The organism is Streptacidiphilus jeojiense (assembly GCF_000719095.1).
GTDB lineage: Bacteria > Actinomycetota > Actinomycetes > Streptomycetales > Streptomycetaceae > Streptacidiphilus > Streptacidiphilus jeojiensis.
On the sequence record NZ_JOEH01000009.1, the window covers coordinates 375,306 to 397,198 of the forward strand.

At 72.4% G+C, this 21,893-nt stretch carries 21 protein-coding genes; 15 read left to right on the top strand and 6 right to left on the bottom strand.

What is annotated here, in order from left to right:
• Positions 1 to 168: 168 nt before the first annotated feature.
• Positions 169 to 1,683 carry an MFS transporter gene (locus IF29_RS0114190; protein WP_030254000.1) on the bottom strand — a complete coding sequence of 505 codons (1,515 nt, stop codon included), beginning with the start codon at positions 1,681 to 1,683 and terminating at the stop codon, positions 169 to 171.
• Positions 1,684 to 1,779: 96 nt separating this feature from the next.
• On the opposite strand from IF29_RS0114190, the gene IF29_RS0114195 reads away from it, so the two are divergent.
• Positions 1,780 to 2,763 carry a helix-turn-helix transcriptional regulator gene (locus IF29_RS0114195; protein ID WP_030254001.1) on the top strand — a complete coding sequence of 328 codons (984 nt, stop codon included), beginning with the start codon at positions 1,780 to 1,782 and terminating at the stop codon, positions 2,761 to 2,763.
• 81 nt (positions 2,764 to 2,844) lie between these two features.
• Here IF29_RS0114195 and IF29_RS0114200 read toward each other — a convergent pair whose 3' ends face one another.
• Positions 2,845 to 3,885 (bottom strand): terpene synthase family protein, encoded by a 1,041-nt coding sequence (locus tag IF29_RS0114200; protein ID WP_030254002.1) that lies wholly within the window; start codon positions 3,883 to 3,885, stop codon positions 2,845 to 2,847.
• Positions 3,886 to 4,066: 181 nt separating this feature from the next.
• On the opposite strand from IF29_RS0114200, the gene IF29_RS0114205 reads away from it, so the two are divergent.
• Positions 4,067 to 6,982 (top strand): ATP-binding protein, encoded by a 2,916-nt coding sequence (locus IF29_RS0114205; RefSeq protein WP_084714176.1) that lies wholly within the window; start codon positions 4,067 to 4,069, stop codon positions 6,980 to 6,982.
• Positions 6,983 to 7,064: 82 nt separating this feature from the next.
• A complete protein-coding gene (gene trxA, locus IF29_RS0114210; protein ID WP_030254004.1) occupies positions 7,065 to 7,442 on the top strand; it encodes a thioredoxin in 378 nt (125 codons plus the stop codon).
• Positions 7,443 to 7,466: 24 nt separating this feature from the next.
• On the opposite strand, the gene IF29_RS0114215 is transcribed toward trxA, so the two are convergent.
• Positions 7,467 to 8,072, bottom strand: a complete 606-nt coding sequence (locus tag IF29_RS0114215) for a TetR/AcrR family transcriptional regulator (protein WP_030254005.1) — start codon at positions 8,070 to 8,072, stop codon at positions 7,467 to 7,469.
• Positions 8,073 to 8,254: 182 nt separating this feature from the next.
• On the opposite strand from IF29_RS0114215, the gene IF29_RS41935 reads away from it, so the two are divergent.
• The 3 genes from IF29_RS41935 to IF29_RS46000 all read left to right on the top strand — a co-directional run bounded on the left by IF29_RS41935 (position 8,255) and on the right by IF29_RS46000 (position 9,623).
• Entirely contained in the window at positions 8,255 to 8,647 is a 393-nt protein-coding gene (locus IF29_RS41935; RefSeq protein ID WP_037595150.1) for a Zn-ribbon domain-containing OB-fold protein, read from the top strand.
• A gap of 123 nt (positions 8,648 to 8,770) precedes the next feature.
• Positions 8,771 to 9,169 carry a hypothetical protein gene (locus IF29_RS0114225; RefSeq protein WP_037595152.1) on the top strand — a complete coding sequence of 133 codons (399 nt, stop codon included), beginning with the start codon at positions 8,771 to 8,773 and terminating at the stop codon, positions 9,167 to 9,169.
• Positions 9,170 to 9,407: 238 nt separating this feature from the next.
• Complete coding sequence (locus IF29_RS46000) at positions 9,408 to 9,623, top strand: hypothetical protein (protein ID WP_030254007.1); 216 nt, start codon at positions 9,408 to 9,410, stop codon at positions 9,621 to 9,623.
• Positions 9,624 to 9,781: 158 nt separating this feature from the next.
• On the opposite strand, the gene IF29_RS0114235 is transcribed toward IF29_RS46000, so the two are convergent.
• Positions 9,782 to 10,090, bottom strand: coding sequence for a hypothetical protein (locus IF29_RS0114235; RefSeq protein WP_030254008.1), 309 nt, complete (start codon positions 10,088 to 10,090; stop codon positions 9,782 to 9,784).
• Positions 10,091 to 10,269: 179 nt separating this feature from the next.
• The gene (locus IF29_RS0114240) at positions 10,270 to 11,232 is read right to left on the bottom strand and encodes a cation diffusion facilitator family transporter (RefSeq protein WP_051725325.1); all 963 of its coding nucleotides are present in this window, start codon (positions 11,230 to 11,232) and stop codon (positions 10,270 to 10,272) included.
• A gap of 108 nt (positions 11,233 to 11,340) precedes the next feature.
• On the opposite strand from IF29_RS0114240, the gene IF29_RS0114245 reads away from it, so the two are divergent.
• The 5 genes from IF29_RS0114245 to IF29_RS0114265 all read left to right on the top strand — a co-directional run bounded on the left by IF29_RS0114245 (position 11,341) and on the right by IF29_RS0114265 (position 16,338).
• Entirely contained in the window at positions 11,341 to 12,960 is a 1,620-nt protein-coding gene (locus IF29_RS0114245; RefSeq protein WP_051725291.1) for a threonine/serine exporter family protein, read from the top strand.
• Positions 12,961 to 12,984: 24 nt separating this feature from the next.
• Complete coding sequence (locus IF29_RS0114250; protein ID WP_084714185.1) at positions 12,985 to 13,902, top strand: hypothetical protein; 918 nt, start codon at positions 12,985 to 12,987, stop codon at positions 13,900 to 13,902.
• 270 nt (positions 13,903 to 14,172) lie between these two features.
• Positions 14,173 to 15,255: a C40 family peptidase gene (locus tag IF29_RS0114255; protein ID WP_030254012.1), complete on the top strand. Its 1,083-nt coding sequence runs from the start codon at positions 14,173 to 14,175 to the stop codon at positions 15,253 to 15,255.
• A 26-nt stretch (positions 15,256 to 15,281) separates the two neighbouring features.
• Positions 15,282 to 15,920 carry a class I SAM-dependent DNA methyltransferase gene (locus IF29_RS0114260; RefSeq protein ID WP_030254014.1) on the top strand — a complete coding sequence of 213 codons (639 nt, stop codon included), beginning with the start codon at positions 15,282 to 15,284 and terminating at the stop codon, positions 15,918 to 15,920.
• 28 nt (positions 15,921 to 15,948) lie between these two features.
• Positions 15,949 to 16,338, top strand: a complete 390-nt coding sequence (locus IF29_RS0114265; protein WP_030254015.1) for a nitroreductase/quinone reductase family protein — start codon at positions 15,949 to 15,951, stop codon at positions 16,336 to 16,338.
• Positions 16,339 to 16,432: 94 nt separating this feature from the next.
• Here IF29_RS0114265 and IF29_RS0114275 read toward each other — a convergent pair whose 3' ends face one another.
• Positions 16,433 to 16,927: an inorganic diphosphatase gene (locus IF29_RS0114275; protein WP_030254020.1), complete on the bottom strand. Its 495-nt coding sequence runs from the start codon at positions 16,925 to 16,927 to the stop codon at positions 16,433 to 16,435.
• A gap of 97 nt (positions 16,928 to 17,024) precedes the next feature.
• Here IF29_RS0114275 and dacB point away from each other — a divergent pair, with 97 nt between their 5' ends.
• The 4 genes from dacB to hpt all read left to right on the top strand — a co-directional run bounded on the left by dacB (position 17,025) and on the right by hpt (position 21,752).
• On the top strand, positions 17,025 to 18,551 hold the full coding sequence (dacB, locus tag IF29_RS0114280) for a D-alanyl-D-alanine carboxypeptidase/D-alanyl-D-alanine endopeptidase (RefSeq protein ID WP_030254021.1): 1,527 nt from the start codon (positions 17,025 to 17,027) through the stop codon (positions 18,549 to 18,551).
• A 27-nt stretch (positions 18,552 to 18,578) separates the two neighbouring features.
• Complete coding sequence (locus IF29_RS0114285) at positions 18,579 to 19,769, top strand: zinc-dependent metalloprotease (protein WP_030254023.1); 1,191 nt, start codon at positions 18,579 to 18,581, stop codon at positions 19,767 to 19,769.
• Positions 19,770 to 20,007: 238 nt separating this feature from the next.
• Complete coding sequence (gene tilS, locus IF29_RS0114290; RefSeq protein ID WP_030254025.1) at positions 20,008 to 21,114, top strand: tRNA lysidine(34) synthetase TilS; 1,107 nt, start codon at positions 20,008 to 20,010, stop codon at positions 21,112 to 21,114.
• 83 nt (positions 21,115 to 21,197) lie between these two features.
• On the top strand, positions 21,198 to 21,752 hold the full coding sequence (gene hpt / locus IF29_RS0114295; protein WP_030254026.1) for a hypoxanthine phosphoribosyltransferase: 555 nt from the start codon (positions 21,198 to 21,200) through the stop codon (positions 21,750 to 21,752).
• Positions 21,753 to 21,893: the final 141 nt, after the last annotated feature.

Genomic DNA, 21,893 nt, shown 5'->3' on the forward strand with positions numbered 1-21,893 from the left:
ATCGTATGACCACGCAGCTCCCACCCTACCCGCTGAAAACACCTGCAACGTCCGCCACTTGACGCTCCCGCAGCAAAATTGGAGTCAGGGAATCCGGGGAATGTGAAGGCGCCGTGCCACCGGGAGACTCCCGGCGGCACGGCGCCTTCGCTTACGCCGCAGGTCGGCTCAGCGGACCAGGGCGAGTTCGGCCCCGTCCGCCTCGGCGGGCGTGCCCGAGGCCACCGGTACGTCGTGCTGGACGGCCCTGCGGGGCAGCCCGAACATCAGCGCGAAGGCCAGCAGCAGTCCGCCGGCGACCCACCACAGCGACTCGGTGAACGCTCCGCCGAAGATCTGCGCGGTGCTGTGCCGGCTCCGGTCGGCGTGCTCGACCACGCCCAGGAAGCAGACCGAGACCAGTCCCATCCCCAGCGCCGCGCCCAGCTGCATGGTGGTGTTGATCAGGCCGGAGGCCGAACCGGCGTGCTCCCTGGGGACCTCGGACAGCACCGCGTCGGTCAGCGGGGCGACGATCAGGCCCATGCCCGCACCCATCACCAGCAGCGGCAGGATCATCTGCCAGGAGTGCAGCCCGCCGCCGTAGCGCCCGACCTCCCAGGCGTAGAGCGCCGTGCCCAGGGCCATCACCAGGGCGCCCGCCTGCAGCACCCTGCGGCCGAACCGGGGCACCAGCAGCTGGACCGAGAGCCCGGCGGCGGTGGAGACGCCCAGGGCGAACGGCAGCCCGGTCAGGCCGGCGTGCAGCGGGGTCCAGCCGAGGCCGAGCTGCATGTAGAGGGTCCAGGTCAGGAAGAAGATGCCGCAGAAGACTCCCTGCGCCAGCTGGATGCCGATGCCGGCGGCGAAGCTCTTCACCCGGAACAGCGACAGCTCCACCAGCGGCGAGCCGTCCCGCGCCGTCTTGGCCCGCTCGTACCGGACGAACACCGCGAAGACCGGCAGGCTAGCAGCCATCGAGACGAAGCCCCACAGCGGCCAGCCCGACTGCTGGCCCTGCATCAGCGGGTACAGCAGCATCAGCAGGCCGAGGCTGCCCAGCGCGACGCCGACCAGGTCCAGCCGCAGCGCCTTCGGGGCCTTGGACTCGGTGATGTAGCGGATGCCCAGGACCAGCCCGGCGACGCCCAGCGGCAGGTTGATCAGGAAGATCGGCCGCCACTGCAGCCCGAACAGGTTCCACTGGGTCAGCAGCGCGCCGAACAGCGGTCCGCTGACGGCGCCCAGGCCGATCATCGCCCCGAACATCCCGAACACCTTGCCGCGCTCCTCGGCCGGGAAGGTGGTGTGCACGATCGCCAGCACCTGCGGCACCATCATCGCCGCCGCCGCGCCCTGCAGCAGCCGGGTGGAGACCAGCATCTCCGGGCCCACGGCCAGGCCGCACAGCGCCGAGGCGACGGTGAAGCCGCCGATCCCGACCAGGAACATCCGTTTGCGGCCGACGATGTCACCCAGCCGTCCGCCGGTGATCAGGCCGATCGCGAAGGCCAGCGCATAGCCCGCGGTGATCCACTGGACCGAGCTGAAGGAGGCCCCGGTGTCCCTCTGGATGCTGGGGACGGCGATGTTGACGATGGTCACGTCCATCATGTCCATCAGGCTGGCGGTCAGCACCACCGCGAGCGCCAGCCACCTCCGGGGGTCCAACGGAGCTGCTGCTGAGTCGTCCTGAGCGGTCATCAGATTGCCTTTCGACTGGTCCGGCTGCGGTACGTCCCCGACTCTAGGAGGCATGTAGGTCAGATCCTGTCCGCCTTGTCGGGCATCCTTGGACCCATGACGGACACACCGGCACGACTGCTGACCCTGCTGTCCCTGCTGCAGACCCCGCGCGAGTGGCCCGGCAGCGAACTGGCCGAGCGGCTGCAGGTCAGCGCGCGGACCATCCGCCGCGACATCGACCGGCTGCGCGAGCTGGGCTACCCGGTCGAGGCCACCATGGGCGCGGTCGGCGGGTACCGGCTGGTGGCCGGAAAGGCGATGCCACCGCTGCTGCTCGACGACGAGGAGGCGGTGGCCATCGCGGTGGGCCTGCGCGCCGCCGCGGGCAGCCCGGTGGACGGCATCGAGGAGGCCTCGATGCGGGCCCTGGCCAAACTGCAGCAGGTGCTGCCGGCCCGGCTGCGGCACCGGGTGGGGTCACTGAGCGCGGCCACCGTCTCACTGGCGGGCTGGGCCGGCGCGACGGTCGACCCCGAGGTGCTGACGGTGCTGGCGGCCGGCACCGCCGGGCACGAGAAGCTGCGCTTCGGCTATCTGGCCGCGGACCGGGCCGAGAGCCGCCGGCTGGTGGAGCCGCACCGGCTGGTCACGGCCGGACGCCGCTGGTACCTGGTCGCCTACGACGCCGACCGCGCCGACTGGCGGATGTTCCGGGTGGACCGGATCAGCGAGCCGCAGCTCACCGGCGCGAGGTTCGCGCCGCGGGCGCTGCCGGGGGACGACCCGGCGGCCTTCGTCCAGCAGAAGCTCAGGGGCCTGCAGCGGTCCGTCGAGGCGGTGGTGACCCTGCAGGCTCCTGCGGAGCAGATCACGGCGAAGCTCGGCAGCAGCGTTCTCCGGGTCGAGCCGATCGACGAGCACAGCTGCGTGGTGCACACGCGGGCCGACGCGATGGAGTGGCTGGCGGTGCGGTTGGCCATGCTTGGTTGCGAGTTCGTCGTCGAGGAGCCGGATGAGCTGAGGGAGTACCTGGCTGAGCTCGGTGCCAGAGTCTCCCGTTCGGCGGGTGGCTTGTCGCGCAGTTCCCCGCGCCCCTAAGGCGCTGCAACTGGCTCAGTTGCACTATCTAGGGGCGCGGGGAACTGCGCGAACAGCAACCATGCAGCTACGTGCACATGTTCACCACCGTCGACTGAGCAACCGCTCCACGAAGTTCGGCCGGTCAACCGGCATCCGCCCCTCCGCCCGGTACCGGACGGTGCTCCGCTCCCAGTCGAAGTAGCCCCGCATCCACCCGGCCATACCGTCCCGGTACTCCTCGACCGCCTGCCGTTCGCTCCGGTCCAGGCCGAGCCGCCGGCACACCCGGGGCAGTTCCTCGGAGAGCCGGACCCACTCGTCCACCATCCACTGCGCCTGCGCCTGCACCGCCGCCTGGGCCTCCTGGAGGCCGCACTGCCGCTCGTGCTGCAGGATCACCACCAGGTTGTAGACGTCGCCGCGCGGCGCCTCCTTGTCGTAGGACCAGACGTCGTTGTTGATGGCCGGGGCGTCCCCGGCCAGCAGCCGCATCTGGCGCAACTCCGGGCTGTGGTACGCGATGGCCGGTACTTCCCGGTGGAAGCGCTCGATCATGTCCAGCACCGTCTCCACCCCGGACGCGCCACGCCGCAGCAGCATGTAGGCGTCCCGGGTGGGGATCGCTGCGGCGCCGCCGTCCCGCTCGGCCTCGGCCGCGAGGGTGCGGCCCAGGGCCTCGTTGGGGTGGGCCGCGAAGTACCACTCCCAGTGGTACGAGGCGCGGGCCCGCCACCGCGGCGACATGCCCTGGCAGCCGCGCCGCCACAGGTCGGCGAAGGCCGAGTTCACCGGGGTGTCCGGGATCTCGGTGGCGGGCTGCTCGCCGGGGCCGGTGCGGGCCAGTTCGATCAGTGGCGCACAGACCCTGGCGACCTCGGCGGGGTCGAGCCCGAGGTCGCTGTCGAACTGGTCGTCGAAGAGGAAGTAGAAGGCGCACTGGTCCACGGCGAGGCACAGGTCGTCGAGTTCCAGGTCGGGGAAGCTGGCCGCGGCCAGCCCCGCTATGTTCCAGCGCTCGTAGAGCGCGGCGGCTTCCGGGCCCCGCAACATGTCGTGCGCGCGGAGCCATTCGAGATTGCGCTGTGCGGCAGTGCCCCTGCGGGGGTTGGTCCGCTCGGGGAAGGGGAGCTGCAGGTCCACGTCCAGTCCCTTCGTCAGGCGCAGTCGGCTCGGGTGACGCTACCGGATGTGATCTTTTCCGGTGAGGCTTTGATCGGTCATATGTTCAAGTATCAACCGTAGTTGGCCAAGAAAGCCCCGTCTGTTCTGCCGAGTCCTCGCCCGCCGGTGTCCGACTGGCATAGCCTCGGAGCAGACGGCGATGGACGGAGCACAAGCGGTGACCGATCGCGAACTGTACGAGCGCGACGAGGCTACAGGGCAGGCCGAGCAGGCTCTGCAGGACCTCTGCGAAGGGGCCAGATCCGGGCTCACCGGCCTGGGCAGCCTGCTCCTCTTCAGCGGATCGGCCGGGCAGGGGAAGACCAGCCTGCTGGCCCGGCTCCGCCAGGCTGCGGCCCGCGAACCGGAGTGCACGGTGCTCTACTCCCGCGGCGGCGAGCAGCAGCGCAACGTCCCCTTCAACATCGTCAGGCAGCTGCTCCAGCCGGTGCTGGCCAAGCGGACCCCCGAGGGTCGCCGGGAGCTGCTGGACGGGTCCAACTACGACCTGGCGGCGCCGGCGCTGGGCCTGGCGGTGCCGGCGGCCGGTGCGTCCAACGACCCCCAGGGCGTCCAGGACGCGCTCAACTGGGTGGTCACCCAACTCGCGGTCCGCGAGGGTCCGTTGCTGCTGATCGTGGACGACCTGCACTGGGCCGACTCGGAGTCGCTGGCCTGGCTCAGCTCGTTCACCTCGCGCATCCCCGGCCTGCCGCTGCTGGTGGCCGCCGCCTACCGGCCGGAGGAGCTGCCGCCCGAGGGCGCGGCGATCCCGGACGCGGCGAGCCGCGGCAATCTGCTGAAGCTGCGCAACCTCACCCCGCCCGCCGTCGAGGAGCTGCTCAGGAGCGAGTTCGGCCCCGAGGACTACGACGACCTGTTCGTCCGCCAGTGCTGGGAGCTGACCGGCGGCAACCCTTACGACCTCAGCCTGGTCGTCAGCAAGATGAAGGAGCGTCAGCTCAACCCGGTGGACGAGAGCATCCCGCAGCTGCGCGACCTGGTGGCCGCCGGACGCGGGCCCGCCATCGTGGAGACGCTGGAGCGGATGCCTGCCGACACCTACCGCTTCGCGCTGGCCGCGGCGGTGCTGGACAACGAGATCAACCCGGATGTGGCGGCCAGTATCGCGGTGGTCTCCCCGGCGGCGGCCCGCACCGCGGTCGAGCAGCTGCGCGAGGAGGGGATCCTCCGGGAGGACCACCACTCGGTGTCCGGGCACACGGTGCTGGAGTTCTGCCACCCCACCATCGGCACCGCCATCTACCAGTCGATGCGGCTGACCGCCTTCCGCACCTCCATGCACGGCCAGGCCGCCAAGGCGGTGCTGCTGGCCGGCGGCACCGAGGCGGCCGCCTCCAGGCACCTGCTTGAGGTGCTGCCGGAGGACGACCTGGAGGTGGTCAGGCTGCTGCGCAAGGCCGCCGACCAGCACCTGGCCGTCGGCGCCCCGGACGCGGCCCGGCGCTGCCTGGAACGCGCCCTGCGCGAGCCCCCGGCCGACGAGGACCGCGCCGACGTGCTCTACGAACTCGGCTGCTCGACCCTGCTCACCGCGCCCGACGTGACCATCAACCACCTGCGGCAGTCGCTGGACGCCAACCCCGGCCTCAACGCGCAGCGCCGCGAGCTGGCCACGCTGCGCCTCAGCTCCGCCCTCGGGCACAGCAACCTGGTCAAGGAGGCCGCCGAGGCCGCCGCCGCGGAGAGCAGGCGCACCGATCCCGGACTGAGCCGCACCCGGCTGCAGGCCGCGTACTTCATGTGGCGGGCCTTCCTGCGCGAGGAGCCGGACGGGGTCGAGCGCTCCCGGATGCTCGCCGAACTCGCCGACAGCCTGACCGGAACCGACGCCGGGGCGCGGGCGGTGCGGGTGCTCCGGGCCTTCGACCTCACCCAGCGCGGCGAGGACTCCGCGGAGGCCCTGGCCCTCGCCGAGCAGGCCTTCGACCGGGGCCGGCTGGCCGAGGGGATCGACTGGACCAACCAGGTCTGGGGCTTCGAGATCCCGGTGCTGCTGGGCCTCACCTTCGTCTACAACGACCGCCTCGACCTGGCCTCGGACCTCTTCAACCAGGCCGCCCAGGAGTTCGAGCTGGCCGGCTGGAGCGGCGGCCACCTGGCCTTCGCCAACTTCATGCGCGGACTGGTGCTGTTCCGCTGGGGTCGGCTGGAGGAGGCCGAGAAGTTCCTCCGGGAGACCCTGAAGCGCTCCGACCGGCTCGGCCGGGGCACCCCGCTGCAGTGGGACCTGGTCGCGCTGCTCTGCGACACCCTGATGGCGCGCGGCCGGACCGACCAGGCGGTCGACCTCGCCGAGGAGTACGCCTTCAAGCCGCCCTTCTCCCCGGTCATGGTGGTCCCGGACGCGGCCACGCTGTACGGCAGGCTGCTGCTGGCGCAGGGCCGGGCCAAGGAGGCGGCGGAGATCCTCACCGAGTCCGGCCGCGGTCTCGAGGACAAGGAGTGGCACAACGGGCTGTGGGCGCCGTGGGCCGGGCCGCTGGCCGTGGCCGTCGCCGAGGAGGAGCCGGAGCGGGCCAGGGCGATAGCGGCCGAGGCGCTCAAGCGGGCGATGCGGGTCGGCGTGAACTCGGCGGTGGGCAGCGCCATGCGCTGGCTCGCCGCGGTGAACCCGCCGCAGCAGGCGGTCGGCCTGCTGCGACAGGCCGTGCAGCACCTGGAGCAGTCACCGGCCGCCTACGAGCTGGCGCTCGCGCTGGTCGACTACGGGTCGGCACTGCGCCGGACCGGACGTCCGCGCGAGGCCGGCGACGCCCTGGGGCAGGGCGTGCAGCTGGCGGCGCAGTGCGGGGCGGACGGGCTGGTGATCCGGGCACGGTCCGAGCTGGCCGCGGCCGGTGCCAGCTCGGAGCGGCTGCACGCGATCGCCGCCCGGGTGCTCAGCGAGCCGGAGCGGGTGGTGGCCGAGCGCTCCGCCCGGGGCGTCCCGCCCCAGCGGATCGCCGCCGAGCTGGGCATCAGCCAGGCGGTGGTGGCCCAGCGGCTGGCCTCGGTCTACCGCAAGGTCGGCACCGGTCCCGAGGGCCTGGCGGCGGCGATCGGCCTGGAATAGTGACTGCCGGCCTGCTGTTGACGGCAGCAGGCCAAGGGCCGACCGGCCAACTCCCCTCACGGCAGGAAGCAGGGCAGCACAGATGAGCACGCTCGAGCTCACCAAGGACAACTTCAACGAGGTCGTGGAGCAGAGCCCCTTCGTTCTGGTCGACTTCTGGGCGTCCTGGTGCGGCCCCTGCCGGATGTTCGCACCGGTGTACGACAAGGCGTCGGAGGCCAACCCCGACCTGGTCTTCGCCAAGGTCGACACCGAGGCCCAGCAGGAGCTGGCCGCGGCGTTCGAGATCCGCTCGATCCCCACGCTGATGATCATCCGTGACCGCACCGTGGTCTTCTCGCAGCCGGGCGCGCTTCCCGCCCCCGCGCTGGAGGACCTGATCAAGCAGGCCAGGGCGCTGGACATGGACGAGGTGCGCCGGGAGACCGGCCAGGACGCCAAGGCCGCCGAAGAAGGCTGAAAGTCCCCTCCTCAGCCCCGCCGGTCAGCCGCGACCGGCCGACCAGGAGCGCTGCGGTCGGTACTCCACGATGGTCAGGGCGATCGCCACATGGCGGTCGACCAGTTCGTCCAGGCTGAGCGGCCCGTCCGGCCGGAACCACTGGGCGACGGCGTTGCACATGGCGATGACCGCCCTGCGGGACTCGTCCGGGTAGGGGGTCAGGAAGATCCCCGCCGCCACTCCCGCGTCGATGGCGTGCCGGAACAGGTTGGTGGCCTCGGCGTGCCGGCTGCTGTAGCTGGCCAGCCGCTCCGGGGCCAGGCTGCGCTCCTCGGAGAGCAGGATGTTGCTCCTGGCCAGGTGCTCGGCGCGGAACCGGGTGGTGGCCGCCACCACGGCGGACAGCCGGTCCGCGGGCTCCTCGCCGACCTGGGCCAGGGCGCGGGCGCAGCTGGCGAAGTAGGTGTCCAGGCTCTCGTCCAGGATGGCGTGCAGCAGCTCCTGCTTGCCGGAGTAGTAGTGGTACATCGCCGAGAGGCTCATCCCGGCGCGCTGGGCGATCGCGCGGATCGAGGCGCTGCCGAAGCCCTGCTCGGAGAACTCCTGCCGGGCGGCCTCCAGTAGCGCGTCCTGTCCGGAGGGTCGCATCGGCGGTGTCCTTGCTGGGGGCGGGGCTACAGATCGATCGTTCAGATCCTAGCCGGGATCGGCCGGAAAGCACCCGGTGGATGGCGTCCGTCACATCACTGCACGGGACTGGACAGTAACCTCCGGCATCCGTAATTTAACGATCGTTCGAGTTGCCGACCCGTGCCGGGGAGTGATCCGCCATGCCGACCGCCGAGCTCGACCCCGGCGAACACGACCCCGCCGAGGTCTTCCGGGACGGACTCGCCCTCGGGGAACTGCGCTACCGGCGCTGCCGCTGCCGCTGGTGCGCCGACCGCTCCGCCCAGCTCCGGCTGCTGTGCGCGACCTGCGGCGGCACCGAGTTCGACTGGGAGCGCAGCAGTGGCCGGGGCCGGATCTACCGCATGGCGGAGCCGACCGGCGGGGGAGCGGCCGGCGGCACCGCGGTGGTGGAGCTGGCCGAGGGCTTCCGGATGAGCGCTCGGCTGGTGCCCGTCCCGGCGCACCGGCTGTGGCCGGGGGCCCCGGTCCGGCTGGAGGTCACCGAGGACGGCGGGGCGCTGCGGCCGGCGTTCCGCGCGGTGGCGGCCTGAGCGTCGGCCTCCTGGCGGCTGCGTGTTCTGGCTGCGGCGTTCTGGCTGTGGCGTTCTGACAGCGGGCGGGTCCAGTCGCTACCCTGCGGAGCCGGACGCAACGCTTCGTTCAAGGACGGTCCCATGCAGAGCCTCTCCCGCCGCCTCGGCACCCTGGCCGTGGCCACCGCGGTCGCGACCGCGGGTCTCGCCGTCTGCTCGACGGCGGCCTCGGCCAAGTCCGACCTGGCCGTCGGTGTCGGCAGCCGCACCGTGGCCCTCGGCGGCACGGTCCGGGTGCAGGCCGAGGGGGACTCCGACGACTTCGGCGGCGCCGCCGTCCGGATCTGCATCGACGGGCGGACCGGCCGGGGCGCCTGGCGGCAGCTGGCCTGCGGCCCGCAGAACCACCGGCTCCAGCTGAAGCTGAGGGCCCGTCACCGCGGCATCCTGCGCTTCCGGGCCCAGCTGGTCGCGCTGACCGGGCCGCACCACCACACGGTCGACCGCACCTCGGCGGTGGTCGCGGTCCGGGTGCGCTGACGGGGCGGTGCTGACGGGGCGGTGCTGGCGGGGCTGTGCTGACGCCTGGTCACGCTGAGGCATGCTCAGTGACGGCTGTCACCAGGGGTGCTGTTGCTTTGTCAGTGCCTGTGGGTACTCTGCGTGGCACGTGCAGGACGGCTCGTCGCTCCTCTTTCGGCTATCTGTGCGGTTAACGGGCAGGGAACCAGGAGAGGCCGTACGACCGTCCCGTACGGCACGAGAACGGGAGTACGCCATGACCACCATGATCGACACCACGGCCCTCGCGACGGCGACCTGTCACCTCTGCCCTCCGGGCGGGGGCACCGTCGTGGCCACCTACTCGGGGGACGGTCCGTCGCGCCTGGCGGGGGACCGCGCCAGGTCCGAGACCCGGGCCTCGGGTGTGCAGCACCACGACCACTACGACCCGGCGCTGGACGCCTTCGTGGTGGTCCGCCACCAGGCGTAGCGGCGCCACCGGACAGGAGCTCCGGGGACGGGACGAGGCCGACAGCCCCATCTGCTGTCGGCCTCGGGTGACCCTCTCCGGCCCGCTCACCCACCCGCTCCGGCGCTGGTGGAGCGGGGTGGTACCGGGCACGGGCGGCGCGCACTGCGCCGACGTAGCTAGTAGTAGACGTCCACCGCCGACCAGTTGCTGTTGGACTGGCCCGCGGCCACCGTGCCGGCGTTGCCGGCCACCCCGCCGGTGTTGGCCGCGTTGGCGGCGCCGCCCCCGGTGCCGGTCTGCTGGGACGCGTCGGCGTTGCCCTTGACGCCGCCGCTGAGGCCGCCAGAGCCGTCATTGCTGACGATGCTGCTGTTGGACTGCTGCGAGGCGCCGGAGGCGTTGCTCGCGGCGGCGGCCGTGCCGATACCGAGGCACATGAAGGCTGCCAGCGCGGTGAACGCCGCGAAGGTGCGCAAACGGGACACGCGATCTCCCTGTTCATGGTGTGGATGGTGACGGGGGGTTGGCCGGCCCCTGCCGTCGGTCCTGACGTCGCGTGCCCAGCATTCACCAACAAGTCGATAAAGTTCCATCCAGATCGGTGCATGTCCCCCGAATGGGGTCAGTGACCGATGGTCGTCCCCTTCGTTGGGCCGCCGCCGCGTCAACTGCCGCCCGGGGTCGGGTCCAGGAAGACCCGGCCGATCGAGGGGAAGCGGTCGTGCAGCGCCTTCTCCGCGTTCTCGCAGGCCGTCTCGATCTCGGTGGCGGTCGCCGCGTCCCGGAAGTCGACCTTCGCCGCGACGATCACATCGTGCGGTCCCTGCAGGATGGTGACCAGGTCCAGTACGCCCTCGATGTCGGGCTGGTCCATCAGCAGCTGTTCGACCTCGTCCTCCATGAAGGCCGGCATCGAGCGGCCGATCAGCATGGTGGCGTTGGCGCGTCCCAGCACGAAGGCGACCCAGGCCAGCAGCAGGCCGATGCAGAGCGACGAGATCCCGTCCCACACCCCCGAGCCGGTCAGCTGCCCGCCCAGCAGGCCGCCGGCCGCCAGTACCAGCCCGATCAGCGCCGCCGAGTCCTCCAGCACCACCGCCTTCACGGTGGTGTCCGGCGTGTGCCGCAGGTAGTCCAGCGTCCGGACCCGGTGCCGGGCGGCCTCGCCGCGGGACTGCCGCATCCCCTTCAGCAGCGAGGTGCCCTCCAGGGCGAAGGCCACCGCGAGCACCAGGTAGGAGATCCAGGGCGAGCCCAGCTTCTCGCCGTGGGTCAGCGTGTGCACCCCGTCGGTGACCGAGAACACCGCGCCGCCGACGAAGGTGGCCACCGAGGCGAACATCGCCCAGATGTAGCGCTCGCGCCCGTAGCCCAGCGGGTGGGCGTCGTCGGCCGGCTTCTCACTCCGTTTCAGCGCGGTCAGCAGCAGGACCTCGGTGACGGTGTCCGCCAGCGAGTGCGCCGCCTCCGACATCATCGCGCTGGAACCGCTGATCACCCCGCCGACCGCCTTGGCGACGGCGATGCCGAGGTTGGCGGCGCCCGCGACCAGGACCGTGGCTGTGCTCTCCGCGTTGGCCCCGCCCTCCTCGGGCGGCGGGAAGGGGATCGGCTGTTCGCTGCCCATGGCCATGATGTATGTCCGTATACAGATAGGAAAGTAACAAATATGGGTGTGCGTCACCCTCGCTGATCAGGCACAGTTGAGCCCGGAGACGACTACAAGGAGCCGAGGGTGCCCGAGGGCAGCAAGCCTGACCAGGACGACGACACATGGGGGACCGTTACCCCCGGACTGCTCGGGCACGCCGAACCGGTCGGCACCACCCCCTCGTCGCTGGAGCAGAGCCCCGTTCCCGCCCCGGCGCAGCCCCCGGCCGAGGACTGGATAGCGCTCGGCTACACCCCTCCCTCCGGCATCTCCCTCACCAAGCTGGGTGTCGGCGGCCCCGGCGGCGCCCCCTGGCCGGACCGGATGCGCGCCCTGCTGCGCACCCCCATGTACGAACGGCCCGCCTTCGAGCGCAGCACCACCCCCGAGCCGGCCGAGGTCGGGCCGAACGTCCCTCGGGTGCTGGACCTGACGCTCCGTATCGGCGAACTGCTGCTGGCCAGCGGCGAGAGCGCCGAGGACGTCGAGGCGGCCATGCTGGGCGTCAGCCACGCCTACGGCCTGGACCGCTGCGAGCCGCAGGTCACCTTCACCCTGATCTCCATCTCCTACCAGCCCTCGCTGGTGGAGCCGCCGGTCACCGCCTCCCGGGTGGTGCGCCGCCGGGGCTCGGACTGCACCCGGCTCGGCGCGGTCTACCGGCTGGTCGCCGACATCACCGGGGAGCAGGCCAGCACCGAGGACGCCTACCGCAGGCTGGCCGAGATCCGCCGCAACCGGCACCCCTACCCCGGCTGGGTGCTGTCGCTCGCCACCGGGCTGCTGGCCGGCTCGGCGACGCTGCTGGTCGGCGGCCGGGGCGACGCCCAGGCCTGGCTGGTGTTCGCCGCCGCCTTCGTCGCCTCCGTCATCGGCGACCGGCTGGCCTGGGGCGTGGCCAGGAAGGGTCTGCCGGAGTTCTACCAGTTCGTGGTCGCGGCAATGCCGGCCGCCGGGATGGGCGTGGTGCTCACCCTGGGCGACTCCGGGCTGCGCGGCTCGGTGGTGATCACCGGTGGCCTGTTCGCGCTGCTGCCCGGCCGCGCCCTGGTCGCCGCCGTCGCCGACGGCCTCACCGGCTTCTACATCACCGCGGCGGCGCGGCTGCTGGAGGTGCTCTACCTGGTCGTCGGCATCGTCCTGGGCGTGCTGCTGGTGCTCTACGTCGGCGTCAACGTCAGTGCCTCGCTGCACCCCGAGCAGACCTTCGCCACCCATGCCTTCCCGGCGCTGCAACTGCCGGCGGCGATGGCGCTGACCCTGTTCTTCGCGGTGCTGCTGCAGACCTCCCGCCAGGTGCTGCCCTTCGTCACCTGCTTCGGCGGCATCGGCTGGGCGGTGTACGGGGTGCTCACCGTCGAGGGCAGGCTCTCCCCGATCATCGCCACCGGGCTGGCCTCCGGGACGGTGGGCCTGTTCGGCCAGCTGGCCTCGCGCTACCGTTACGCCTCCTCGCTGCCGTACGTCACCGCCGCGCTCGGACCGCTGATGCCGGGCTCGGTGATCTACCTGGGCCTGCTGGCCTTCGCCAAGGGCCAGCCGATCGCCGGCCTGGTCTCGATCAGCCGGGCGGCGGCCATCGCCCTGGCCCTGGCCGTCGGGGTGAACCTGGGCGGCGAGGTGGCCCGGCTGTTCCTGAAGGTCCCCCAGGGCGACGGGCCCGCAGTGGTGCGCCGCGCGGCCAAGCGCACCCGCGGCTTCTGACCGGCCGGGAGGGGAGCGACGACCGTGTGGCAGCACTTCTGGGAGCTCTACGCCCGCCACATCCAGGACCCGGGCAAGCAGCCGCTGTTCCTGGTGCTGGTCGGCTTCATCGGCTCCTTCCTCTTCATCCGCTTCAGCGTGCGCATGATCCGCCGCGGAGTGCGCTGGTGGCCGGGCAACGTCACCCCCGGCGGCCTGCACATCCACCATGTCGTCTTCGGCATGTTCTTCCTGCTGCTGGGCGGGATCGGCGCGTTCGCCACCGCCGGGACCCACCCCTGGCTGGACGTCTTCGGCCTGGTCTTCGGCATCGGCTGCGGACTGGTGCTGGACGAGTTCGCCCTGCTGCTGCACCTGGAGGACGTCTACTGGAGCGAGCAGGGCCGCAAGTCCGTGGACGCGGTCATCGTCGGCATCCTCTTCACCGGGCTGCTGCTGGTCGGCTACCTGCCGCTGGGGGTCACCCCGGACAGCAACGTCCGCTGGGGGCTGATCGGGGTGATCTGCGCCAATGCGCTGTTCACCGTGGCGACGCTGCTGAAGGGGAAGTTCTGGAGCGGGATGATCGGCATCATGGTGCCGGGCGTCTCCTGGATCGCCGCGGTGCGGCTGGCCCGGCCGAACAGCCCGTGGGCCCGCTGGCGCTACACCGGCAACCCGCGGAAGTTCGCCAGGGCGCGGCGGCGGGAGGGCCGGTGGCACCGGCGCGCGGACACCGCCCGGCAGTGGCTCTTCGACCTGATCGCCGGCAAGCCGACGCCGCCGGGGACCAGGCCCACCCGGGCCCATCTGCTCGCCGAACGGATGGCCGCAAAGTTGGAGCGCCCGGCTCGCCCCCCGCACGACGACGAACGCATCCGTCGGCTCCGGGCCGCGAGGGCCCGTCGCAGCACCGTCACCGCGGGGAGGCCCCGCAGGGGTCCGGCACGACGTCGGGGGTGAGGTGCACGGGGCTGCATGGTTTCTGTTCGCGCAGTTCCCCGCGCCCCCAGGGGGTTAGGGGCGCGGGGAACTGCGCGACCAGCCGCCCACTTGGCCGCACCTGTCCTGCGAACCTCCAGCGCCTCTGACAACACTGGTGACGAGTAGTCAGTTGACCCGCCCCGGAGGTGTCCCCGCCTGCGCAGCCGAACCCTAGCCCTCGCGGTACTGCTCGGACTCCTTCCCGTCGGTGCGGCCCGTGCGGACGAGAACACCCCCAGTGCCGCCCAGGTGCAGGCCTCCCAGCAGACGGCAGCCCGCCGTTCGGGCGAGGCGGAGGCCGCCACCCGGGCCCTCGCCGCCGCGCAGGCGTCCGCCCAGGCCCTGGACGTCCGGGCCGAGCAGGCCGTCGAGCGGCACAACGGCGCGGTGCTGCACCAGCAGCAGGCGGAGGCGCGGGCCGCCCAGGCCCGCCGCACGGCGGCGACCGCCGCCGCCACCGCGGATGCGGCCCGTACCGCCGCCGCGGCCCTGGCCGCGGCCCAGTACCGCGGCGACGTACGGCCCGGTCTGGCCGGTCTGGCGGGCCTGCTCTCGGTGCGGGACCTGCACGCGGCGAGCGTCCGGCGGGAGGCGGTCCGGTCCGTCGTCGAGGAGACCCGCAGGGTCGAGGACACCGCCTCCGCCGCCTCCGCGGACGCCGGTGCCGCCTCCGCCGCAGCGACCCTGGCGGCGACCGCCGCCCGCGCGGCCACCATCGAGGTGACGCAGGCTCAGCAGCAGATGCAGGCCCAGCTGACGGCCCAGCGGACCGAGGTGGCGCGGCTCGCAGCCGAGCGCACCACCCTGCTGGCGCAGCTCGCCGCCGCGCAGCAGACCTCCGTGGAGCTGGCCGCAGCCCGGCAGCAGGCCCTCGCCGACGCCGCCGCCAGGGCAGCGGCCGAGGTCGCCCGCAAGGCCGCACTGACGGCCTCCGACACGACCCCGGACGGAGCGTCCCCGTACCGCCCCGGTGACGCCTCGGCGGCCGTCGCCTTCGCCCGGGCCCAGCTCGGCCGCCCCTACGTCTGGGGCGGCGCCGGACCGGACACCTACGACTGCTCGGGCCTGACCATGCGTTCCTGGCAGCGCGCCCGCGTCGACCTGCCGCACTTCGCCGCCGACCAGTTCGCCCGGTCCACCCCGCTCTCCTACAGCCGGCTCCACCCCGGCGACCTGGTCTTCTGGTCCCACGACGGGACCCCGCAGGACATCTACCATGTCGCCATCTACCTCGGTGACGACCAGATGATCGAGGCCCCCCGCACCGGCGACGTGGTCAAGGTCGCCAGCCTCTGGATCATGGGAACCCCGAACTTCTACGCCCGCCCCTGACTACTCCCTGACTACTGTGTCGGACCATGAACCCGGACTGGTTGGCGGACACCCGGAACTCCTACGACACGGTCGCGGTCAGCTACGCCGACCAGTTGCGCGAGGGCCTGGACGGCAAGCCCTACCTCAGGGCGGCGCTGGCCCTGTTCGCCGACCTGGTCCAGGGCGCCGGCGGCGGCCCGGTGGCGGACGTCGGCTGCGGACCCGGCCATGTCACCGCCCACCTCGGCCGGCTGGGCGTGGACGTGTTCGGGATCGACCTCTCCCCGGGCATGGTCGCGGTGGCCCGGGCCGAACACCCCGAACTCCGGTTCGAGGTGGGCTCGATGACGGCGCTGGACCTCGCCGCCGGGTCGCTCGCCGGTCTGCTCGCCTTCTGGTCGCTGATCCACGTCCCCGACGACGAGGTCCCCGCGGTCCTGGACGGATTCCGGCGGGTGCTGCGCCCCGGCGCACCGCTGCTGATCGGCTTCCACGTGGGCGAGGGGTCGCGGCTGAAGACCGAGGGCTACGGCGGCCACCCGATGCGGGTGCAGGTCCACCGCCGCCGCCCGGCCCAACTGGGCGGCCGGCTCCGGGAGGCCGGCTTCGCGGTCGAGGCCGAACTGCTGATCGACCCGGACGCAGCGGTCCCGGGAGCCGTCCTCTTCGCCCGCCGCGGCTGAGGACGCAGCCGCGGAGCATGGATAGGGTGTGAGTGTGACCGAACTCAAGTTCCGTACTGTGACGGCCTTTCAGCGGAGGATCGTCAACCCGGTCGCGCGCCGGATGCCGGGTCAGGTGCTGCTGGAGACCACCGGGCGGAAGTCCGGGCTGCCCAGACGGACCCCGGTCGGCGGCCGCCGCATCGGCGACGCGTTCTGGCTGGTCTCCGAGTACGGCGACAAGTCCCACTACGTGCGCAACATCCAGGCCGACCCGCAGGTCCGGGTCCGGCTCAAGGGCGTCTGGCACACCGGCACCGCGCACCTGCTCCCGGACGACGACGTCCGCGCCCGGCTCAGGACGCTGCCCCGCTACAACAGCGCCGTGGTCCAGGGCCTGGGCACCCAGCTGTTGACCGTCCGGGTCGACCTCACCTGAGCCCGAGCCCCGCGGCCGAGCCGCCACGACAACGCCGCCCCGGCCCCCGCGATCCGCGGTGCCGAAGCGGCGTCGGTGCAGCGCTGCCGGCCGGTCAGTGCGACTGGCCCGAGTCCGCGAGGCGCTTGATGGAGTTGACGATCTCCTCCTCGGCCTCGACGCGGCCGACCCAGTGGGCGCCCTCGACCGACTTGCCCGGCTCCAGGTCCTTGTAGACCTCGAAGAAGTGCTGGATCTCCAGGCGGTCGAACTCCGACACGTGGTGGATGTCGCGCAGGTGCTCCCAGCGCGGGTCCGAGGCCGGGACGCAGAGCAGCTTGTCGTCGCCGCCCGCCTCGTCGGTCATGTGGAACATGCCGATCGCCCGGCACTTGATCAGGCAGCCGGGGAAGGTGGGCTCCTCCAGGATGACCAGGGCGTCCAGCGGGTCGCCGTCCTCACCGAGGGTGCCCTCGACGAAGCCGTAGTCGGCGGGGTAACGCGTCGAGGTGAAGAGCATCCGGTCCAGGAAGATGCGACCAGTCTCGTGGTCGACCTCGTACTTGTTCCGCGAGCCCTTCGGAATCTCGATCGTGACGTCGAACTCCACAGCTCCTCCATTGCTTCTTATAGATGTGCGCAGTCGGTCGTTCGCAGCCAATAGTGTCTCCTACAGCAAGGGGTGCTCGGGAAAGGGGCAGGTCCGGATGGGTTCTTGGTGGGGGTCTGCGACGCGGGCCGGCCTGGTGCGCGGCTACGCGCTGGCGCCGACGCGCAGGGTCGCGGTGGTGTCCGGGGCGCTGGGCCTCGCGCTGGCGGCCGGAAGCGTCGCCGCCACCGGCCCCTGGGAGGGCGGCAAGCGGGTCGCCGAGCGCGACCGGAGCAGGGTCAGCGAGCTGCTGGACGGTGCGGGGGGTGCGGTGCGGGTCCGCCCCAGGCCGGTGCCCGCGCCGAGCTGGCTGGCGCCGCAGGCCGTGCTGGCCCCGGCCGTCGTCGCCGGCACCGTCGCCGGCGCCGGCAGCGCGGACGCAGCGGCCCCCACCACGAAGGGTCTGGCCGCGGCCCTGGGTTCGGCCCTGTCCACCCCGGTCCTGGGGCAGTTCACCGCCTCGGTGGTGGACGCCGCCACCGGCCGCACGCTCTACGCCAAGGGCCAGGACACCGCGCAGGCCCCGGCCTCCACCAACAAGATCGCCACCTCGGTGGCCGCGCTCTCACTGCTCGGCCCGGAGCACCGCTTCACCACCCGGGTGGTCAGCACCGCCCCCGGCCGGATCGTCCTGGTCGGCGGCGGCGACCCCAGCCTCACCGCGGCCGCCACCCACGGCGCCGACCCCCGGGCCAGCCTGGCCACCCTCGCCGACCGCACCGCCGCCGCGCTCAGGGCGACCGGCGTCAGCACGGTCCGGCTGGGGTACGACATCTCGCTGTTCGGCGGCCCCGCGCAGACCCCGGCCGCCAACGTCGGCGACAACATCGCCCTGGTCCAGGCGCTGACCGTGGACGAGGGCCGGACCGACCCCGGCAGCACCGAGAACGCCCCCCGCTACAGCGACCCGGCGGCCAACGCCGCCGCCCAGTTCGCCGCCCTGCTCGTCAAACGCGGCATCACGGTCCAGCAGGGCACGGCGTCCCGGACCACCGTGTCCGCCGCGGCCAAGGCCGCCGCACCGCTCGCCCAGGTCCAGTCGCAGCCGCTGAGCGAGCTGGTCGAGCAGATGCTGACCGAGAGCGACAACGACTACGCCGAGGACCTCGGCCACCAGGCGGCCATCGCCACCGGCCGGCCCGCCACCTTCGCCGGCGGCGCGGCCGCGGTGACGCAGACCCTCACCCGGCTCGGCGTCCCGCTGGGAAGCACCCACCTGGTCGACGCCAGCGGCCTCTCCTCGCAGGACGGCATCCCGGCCGCGGTGCTCACCAGGCTGCTGCTGCTCGCCTCCTCCTCGGCCCACCCGGAGCTGCGCTCCGTGGTCACCGGACTGCCGATCGCCGGCTACACCGGCACCCTCGCCGACCGCTTCGACGGCGACGGCAGCAGCTCCGGACTGGGCCTGGTCCGGGCCAAGACCGGATCGCTGAGCACCGTCAACGCCCTTGCCGGGCTGGTCATGGACCGCGACGGCAGGCTGCTGGCGTTCTCCTTCATGTCCAATGCGAGCGGTGACGTGACCGCCGCCCGCAACGCCCTGGACCGTCTTGCCGGGCGCGTCGCAGTATGCGGCTGCCGCTGACGGGCAGGAGCACGTACGGTTGCTGACATGACGAGCCAGAGCGGCGGTGCGGATATGGCGGACGCGGCAGACGCGACAGGCATGGTCGACTGGAATCTCGCGGTGGCCACCGCGACCCGGTTGGCGCGTCCGGGACCGGAGGTCACCCGGGAGGAGGCGCGCGCCGCGGTGAAGGAGCTCCGGCTGCACGCGGCCGAGGCCGAGCAGCACGTCCGGGCGTTCACCGGGATGCAGGCGCCGGGGGCCTCGGGCACCCCGGTGCTGGTGGTGGACCGTCCCGGCTGGATCAAGGCCAATGTGGCCGGCTTCCGCACCATCATCACCCCGCTCGCGGAGCGGATGCAGGCGCGGCGGGCCTCGCTGCCGGGCGCCGGCGTGCTGGGCAGCGGGGCGCTGGGCGCGGTGGGCGGCAAGGTCACCGGCATCGAGCTGGGGATGCTGCTGGCCTTCCTCTCCTCCAAGGTGCTCGGCCAGTACGAGACCTTCGCCCCCGCGGAGATCCCCTCCGACCTCTCGACCCTGGACGACGAGCACCCGGTGCAGCCCGGCCGGCTGCTGCTGGTGGTCCCCAACATCGTCGCCGTCGAGCGCGAGCTGGACGTGGACCCGCACGACTTCCGGCTCTGGGTCTGCCTGCACGAGGAGACCCACCGCACCCAGTTCACCGCGGTGCCGTGGCTGCGCGACCACATCGAGGGCGAGATCCACGCGTTCCTCGCCGAGACCGACATCGACCCGGCGACCCTGCTGGAGCGGCTGCGCGACGCGGCCGGTTCGTTGCCGGGGTTCGGCGGCGGGTCGGAGCCGGAGGAGGGCGGCGCTGGCGGCGGCACCGGCAGTCTGATGGACATCGTGCAGACGCCGGCCCAGCGGGAGATCCTCGGGCGGCTCACCGCGGTGATGTCGCTGCTGGAGGGCCACGCCGACGTGGTGATGGACGGCGTTGGACCGCAGGTGGTGCCGAGCGTCGCGGAGATCCGGGAGAAGTTCCAGAAGCGCCGGGCGAAGGGCACCGGGCGGCTGGACCAGCTGCTGCGGAAGGCGCTCGGGCTGGACGCGAAGATGCGGCAGTACGCGGACGGTGCGGTGTTCGTCCGCGGGGTGGTGGACGCGGTCGGGATGGAGGGGTTCAACCGGGTGTGGACCTCGCCGAACACGCTGCCCACCAAGGAGGAGATTCACGAGCCTGCTGCGTGGGTTGCTCGGGTGCACAAGTAGCCGTCCGCGGTGGTTGCCCTTCGCGCAGTTCCCCGCGCCCCTGATTAGGGTGCGGGGATTCACCCTTCCGGGGGGACCATGGGTGTTGCGGGAACGCGGGTGGGCCTGGGCGCGGAAGACTTCTGCGACCATCGGCCTACGACAGTGCGTTGTCGCCCCGTCACTGTGAGCCATCACAGTGTGGGACGATCCGCCGATCAGCCCTCCGCTCCGGTCCGCTCATAGGAGTGATCAACACATGGGTCCGCACCCCGCAGTGGCCGCGATACGCCTGGCAGTACGCCGGGTCCTCAACGATGTCGCCGCCCAGGTTCCTGACACCTTCTCAGCCGCCATCCCCAACCCCAGCCCCGGCACGGCGTCACGCCCCGTGTTCCGTCCGGTCGGCGACGTCGATCCGCGCCATGCCGAGCTGCGCACCCCCCGCCCCCGCCCCGCGCCGGACGCCCCCCTGGTCCTGGTGGCCTGCAGCGGCGGGGCCGACTCCATGGCGCTGGCCGCCGCCACCGCCTTCGAGGCGGCCAAGCTGGGCCTGCGGGCCGGCGCGGTCACCGTCGACCACGGCCTGCAGGACGGCTCCACCGGCCGCGCCGTCGAGGTCGCCGGGCGGCTGCGCGCGCTCGGGCTCGACCCGGTGGACGCCCTCGGCGTGCGGGTGGGACGGGCCGGAGGGCCTGAGGCGGCCGCCCGGGACGCCCGCTACGCCGCGCTGGACAGTGCCGCCGAGCGGCACGGCGCCAGCGTGGTGCTGCTCGGCCACACCCGCGACGACCAGGCCGAGACCGTGCTGCTGGGCCTGGCCCGCGGCTCCGGGCCGCGCTCGCTCTCCGGCATGGCCGCCGCCACCGGGCGCTACCGCCGGCCCTTCCTGGAACTGGACCGCAGCATCACCCGCCAGGCCTGCGCCGTGCTGGACCTGCCGGTCTGGGACGACCCGCACAACGTCGACCCCGCCTACACCCGCTCCCGGGTCCGCCACGAGGTGCTGCCGGTGCTGGAGAAGCACCTCGGCGGCGGCGTGGTCGAGGCGCTGGCCCGCACCGCGCGGCTGTTCCGAGACGACGCCGACGCCCTGGACGCCTGGGCCGCGCAGGCCGAGGCCGCCGCCATGACCGACGAGGGCCTGGACGCCGCCGCGCTGGCCGCCCTCCCGCCCGCGGTCCGCCGCCGGGTGCTGCGCCGGGGCGCGCTGCGGGCCGGCAGCCCGGCCGGGGACCTGTTCGCCCGCCATGTCGAGGCCATGGACCAGCTGGTCACCGCCTGGCACGGGCAGGGCCCGCTGCACCTGCCCGGCGCCGTGGAACTGCGCCGTCGCTCCGGCCGGCTGGCCTTCCGCCGCATGTAAGCGGTGACGGGTGTGGCAAGGTTGGTGCGGTAGACACCGGATCTCCAGCACTTGAGACTCCAGAGGGTAAGGACGTACCGCGGGTGGACGAGAAGGACATGGGCAGCGACCTTGCGAAGGTGCTCATCAGCAAGGACGAGATCGACGCCAAGCTGGCGGAGCTGGCGGAGACCGTCGACCGCGACTACGCCGGCAAGGACCTGCTGATCGTCGGCGTGCTCAAGGGCGCGGTGATGGTCATGGCCGACCTGGCCAGGGCCCTGCACACCCCGGTCACCATGGACTGGATGGCCGTCTCCTCGTACGGCATGGGCACCAAGTCGTCCGGGGTGGTCCGCATCCTCAAGGACCTGGACACCGACATCAACGGCCGGGACGTGCTCATCGTCGAGGACATCATCGACTCCGGGCTCACCCTGTCCTGGCTGCTGAGCAACCTGCAGTCGCGCGGGCCGGCCTCGCTGGAGGTCTGCACCCTGCTGCGCAAGCCGGACGCGGCCAAGGTCTCCATCGACGTGAAGTACGTCGGCTTCGACATTCCCAACGAGTTCGTCGTGGGATACGGGCTGGACTACGCCGAGAAGTACCGCAACCTGCCCTTCGTCGGCACCCTCGCCCCGCACGTCTACGGAGGCTGACGGTCCGCTGGGAACAGGGGAGGGTTTCCCTCCGTTGGACCCGGGGAAGGGCCGTTTGACACCGGTGCGCAGTCGCTTCATGGGCTTTCATGGAGAATGGCTGCGGTACCGTCCAATAATCCACTGTCTCCGTTGACGGTG

Bases quoted from the DNA above. Each gene is read 5' to 3' on its own strand.
- IF29_RS0114215 (WP_030254005.1), bottom strand. From the start codon at position 8,072: ATGCGACCCTCCGGACAGGACGCGCTACTGGAGGCCGCCCGGCAGGAG.
- trxA (WP_030254004.1), top strand. From the start codon at position 7,065: ATGAGCACGCTCGAGCTCACCAAGGACAACTTCAACGAGGTCGTGGAG.
- dacB (WP_030254021.1), top strand. From the start codon at position 17,025: ATGGGTTCTTGGTGGGGGTCTGCGACGCGGGCCGGCCTGGTGCGCGGC.
- IF29_RS0114285 (WP_030254023.1), top strand. From the start codon at position 18,579: ATGACGAGCCAGAGCGGCGGTGCGGATATGGCGGACGCGGCAGACGCG.
- IF29_RS0114240 (WP_051725325.1), bottom strand. From the start codon at position 11,232: ATGGGCAGCGAACAGCCGATCCCCTTCCCGCCGCCCGAGGAGGGCGGG.
- IF29_RS41935 (WP_037595150.1), top strand. From the start codon at position 8,255: ATGCCGACCGCCGAGCTCGACCCCGGCGAACACGACCCCGCCGAGGTC.
- tilS (WP_030254025.1), top strand. From the start codon at position 20,008: ATGGGTCCGCACCCCGCAGTGGCCGCGATACGCCTGGCAGTACGCCGG.
- IF29_RS0114225 (WP_037595152.1), top strand. From the start codon at position 8,771: ATGCAGAGCCTCTCCCGCCGCCTCGGCACCCTGGCCGTGGCCACCGCG.
- IF29_RS0114205 (WP_084714176.1), top strand. From the start codon at position 4,067: ATGGACGGAGCACAAGCGGTGACCGATCGCGAACTGTACGAGCGCGAC.
- IF29_RS0114190 (WP_030254000.1), bottom strand. From the start codon at position 1,683: ATGACCGCTCAGGACGACTCAGCAGCAGCTCCGTTGGACCCCCGGAGG.
- IF29_RS0114260 (WP_030254014.1), top strand. From the start codon at position 15,282: ATGAACCCGGACTGGTTGGCGGACACCCGGAACTCCTACGACACGGTC.
- IF29_RS46000 (WP_030254007.1), top strand. From the start codon at position 9,408: ATGACCACCATGATCGACACCACGGCCCTCGCGACGGCGACCTGTCAC.
- IF29_RS0114195 (WP_030254001.1), top strand. From the start codon at position 1,780: ATGACGGACACACCGGCACGACTGCTGACCCTGCTGTCCCTGCTGCAG.